Here is a 3,914-nt window from a genome sequence, read left to right on the forward strand (position 1 = left end):
AGAAGCATACGCCCATTACGATTTCTGCTGCCGATTGATCAGTATGTCCCGGAATTCTGGGAACCCGGCTCTATCTTCCAGTCCTTCATTTACAGGAGGACTTGTTTTCGTGCTCAAAAGCCGTCTGTCACAATTCGTGGCAGGCGGCTTTTTTGCGTTAGTTATCAGTTCGCAGAGAAACAATACGTGGAAAATGCATGAGTCAAAAAGGTAATAGCTAATAGCTTTCTGCCCATTCTGATGAGAAACTGGACATTGGGGTTAATGGGTTACAGGCTGACCAGTTGAGCGGTCATTCGTGGTGAAGAACTGCACATTGGGGTTAATGAGTTGCAGGATGACCGACTGCACGGTTGTTCAGGGCGAGAAACTGCACATTGGGGTTAATGAGTCTATTCGCAGGCAGCACTCTCTCACCCTGCTTTCCCTTGAGGGGAAGCTCCCGCGAAGCGGGTGAAGGGTGTACTATAGGTCCAAGGCAATAGGTAGGATAATTTCCGGCACATTTGAAATAAATCTCATTCACGCCAATTGAGAGCCGAAGGCCCTGTCAAAATTTGCGCCCGTAAGGGCGCATCCTTCCCGACAGCCCCGAAACTAACCCCGATAATCCCGACAACCCCGAATCAAAAGTATTTCCCCACAAATTTCCTGTATGGTTTAAAGGTATTCCACCAAATCCCCAGTGCACAAACTGAAAATTCCGTGCTATGATTAAACCATCAAATTTAAAGACAGAAGGGATTTCCATGGGAAACGTCATACTCATCGTCCTCACCTTTATCGTGAATTTTATACTGAATTATTATTTCTGGATCATTGTAGTCGGAGTAGCCCCGCTCTGGGGTCATCAGGCCGACCCGAATGCGGATGCCTCCCTGGTGATCCAGCTGACCCTGGCATCCGTCCTGATTCCGGGCATTATCGCCAGCTCCGGTTTACTGACTCCCATCTTTGCCCGCACCACCAGCAATGCCAGACGGGCTTCCGGGCAGGAAAAGGCCATCATGGAGGAAAGTCTGGATGATATCTGCCAACGGGCAAATCTAAACCCCAAAGACTATCCTCTCTATGTGAGTCACCAGGATGTATACAACGCTTTTGCCCTTGGAAAGACCATCACTTTCTTCTATCCAATGCTCCGGGATTTCCCACAGGATGAAATCACGGCCATCATGGCTCATGAAATGGGCCATATCCGGCATGGTCACACGAAGACTCTCCTCTTCTGCACCGGCATGGACTGGTTTACGAACGTCATTGCCTTCGTCTTCAATACGGTTTCTTTTTTCTGCCGCCTCCTCGTTTTCATTCCTTTCCTGGGCTGGGTGCTCAACATCTTCGTTTTCTTTGTGACCCTCATCTATAATATGCTGAATATGCTGACCTATCTGCCGTCCTTCCTCATTTCCCGTTTCGGCAGCCGTCAGAATGAATACCAGGCCGATGCCTATGCTGCAGAACTGGGCTACGGACCGGCCCTGGCTTCGAGCCTCGTGCGTCTGGAGGAAGCCACCGGGAATCAGAAGATGAATATTTTCCAGAAAATCGCCTGCGACCATCCCGACACCGAAGCCAGAGTGAAGGCCATCCGGAAAATCGTGGAAAAACAGCAGCAGGAATCGGGCTTCTGGGATGACTGAATCCGTATGAAATCTGCAAAAAACGGACCGCCAAATCAGGCGGCCCATTTTTATTTTTCTCTTATTGATGTATGATTATGTTGAACCCATTCAACCCTCCTGCCAAATGAAGCAGGAGTAATAAATCATCTGACCGGTATTTCCCCGCCTGTGCAGAATCCCCCTATATACTCGTGCCCCGTCAGGGGCACACCTTCCCGCAATCCGCAATCCGAAATCCCCAATCCGATCTTTCCGTGCGGTGAGTAAGGGGCTGTTCTACCCCTATTTCCCCCGTCTGTGCAAATTCCCCCTATATACTCGTGCCGTGAAAGCGGCACACCTTCACGAAGAACGAACAACGAATCACGAAGAACGATTCCCTCTATGTTTGAATCCCCAAGGGAGCAGAAATGAGCAAGTTAACGACCCTCCGCAAAGAGCATCAGTGGAAACGATACGTCCTCTACCTCTTTGGGCTCCTTATCGCCATTTTTGCCCTCATCCTCCTGGCAGCAAAGATCCTTTCCTACGGAGCGGCCCAGGTTTTCAACTATGCTGTCACCCGGCAGGATATGCTCCGCGGGACCATTACCGTCGAAACGATTACGGCCAATATTCACGGCGGCGTCACTTTCACCAATCTTTCTTGGGACGATCCGGATGGGGACCCGGTGCTCCGGGTGCCGGAGGGTTCTTTCCGGGTCAATCCGTGGGATATCCTCCGCGGCCATTTTGCTTCCACCACGGTACAGGAACTGACCCTCATCCGGCCTTCCTTTGCCGTGAATTTCGATGAAGACATGAATGTGGATTTCGTGAACCGGAAAGCAGAACGGAAGGAAAAGAAAGAAGAAAAAGAAGAAGGCGGCATCGAAGGGCTGGAAAAGAAAGTTTCCAATTTCAACCGGGCCGGCCGGACTATCAGGACAAAACTGAATCTCATCGATGCCAGGATGGAAGCTTTTTACCTTCAGCGGCACTATATTGTCAGGCATGTAAACCTTTCCAGTGAAATCGACACGAAAGGCATGACCCGTCTGAATCTCAAAACGGGCTCCTTTGGAGGAACCGCGGTGGGTGACGGGGCCGATCTTTCCTGCGAAATCAATTTCAAAGAAAAAGGGCTTCCCGCCATCATTGATTTCACCGCCAGAGGTGTAGATCCTGCCTCTCTCGGTCTGGGCGATGATATTCACGATAAAATGACCCTTACCATCCATGGCGGCGGACCGATTTCCCATCCCGTGGGAGAAGGAAAACTTTCCATGGACGAACTCCACATCCCGGCCCTGGATTTTTCAAAAGTGACAGGAAATATCCATTACGAGGGCGGACTCATGACCTTCCGGGACGTCCATGCCAGAGTCTATGGAGGAACCGTGGATGCCTATGGGGATTATAATATCGATACCAGGGCCTACCATATCTACCTTTCCGGCGAAGACCTGGACAGCCGCATTCCGTCGAAGGAGCCGAAATTCTACTGTCTCGTGAAACTGGACGGAGAAATCCACTGCGACGGAGATTCCAGACATCTCGTGGCTTTCGGGAAATTCTCCACAGGAAAAGGTTTCTACATGCTGGCCCCTTTCAACAGCATCAGCGGTACTTTTAATAACAGGTACAGGGCTGTCGACTTCTATGATGTGGCTATCGATACGAATTTCGGCATCATCCGCACCGATGCCTTCCATATCATCGATGGAAAACTTCATCTGGAAAATATCGAACTGGTGGACAAGGATACAGGGAAAATCATGAGCCTCAAAGAAGCCGCCGATAACGAAGGGCCCATGAAGACGATTAAAAAAATACAGGAGAACGTGAAGAGCATCAAGGAACAGGTAGCTGAGCTGAAACCCTAATCTTTGCACAGGCCTGCAATTTCTAGTTTGTTTCACATGGGATGAATCGTTGTTCGTTGTTCGTTGTTCGTGATTCGTGATTCGTGGTCCGTGGTCCGTGGTCCGTGGTCCGTGGTTCGTGGTTTGTGGTTTGTGGTTTGTGGTTCGTGGTTTGTGGTTCGTGGTTTGTGGTTCGTGGTTTGTGGTTTGTGGTTCGTGGTTTGTGGTTCGTGATTCGTGGTCCGTGGTTCTTGGTTTGTGAAAGAGGGCGCCTTAAAACATGGAAGGCGCCCATTTTTATGGAGAGCCCTGCGTTTATCATCATCGGGACTGTCAAGCATTTTGTGTAAATTATTTTTATCGGCTTAATGAAAGCTCTTCAATATCCTGTTCATCAATAAAGCCAGGGAGAAGGAGATTAACTTCCGCCATGATCTGGTTCCAC

At 49.6% G+C, this 3,914-nt stretch carries 2 protein-coding genes; both read left to right on the forward strand.

Annotation, left to right across the window (positions count from 1 at the left end; all coding sequences use genetic code 11):
* Positions 1-749: 749 nt before the first annotated feature.
* Positions 750-1,643 (forward strand): M48 family metalloprotease, encoded by an 894-nt coding sequence (locus VZT47_RS09645; RefSeq protein ID WP_330224753.1) that lies wholly within the window; start codon positions 750-752, stop codon positions 1,641-1,643.
* 392 nt (positions 1,644-2,035) lie between these two features.
* Complete coding sequence (locus VZT47_RS09650) at positions 2,036-3,490, forward strand: hypothetical protein (protein WP_330224754.1); 1,455 nt, start codon at positions 2,036-2,038, stop codon at positions 3,488-3,490.
* Positions 3,491-3,914: the final 424 nt, after the last annotated feature.

The organism is Dialister sp. (assembly GCF_036343215.1).
GTDB lineage: Bacteria > Bacillota > Negativicutes > Veillonellales > Dialisteraceae > Dialister.

Bases quoted from the DNA above. Each gene is read 5' to 3' on its own strand.
- VZT47_RS09650 (WP_330224754.1), top strand. From the start codon at position 2,036: ATGAGCAAGTTAACGACCCTCCGCAAAGAGCATCAGTGGAAACGATAC.
- VZT47_RS09645 (WP_330224753.1), top strand. From the start codon at position 750: ATGGGAAACGTCATACTCATCGTCCTCACCTTTATCGTGAATTTTATA.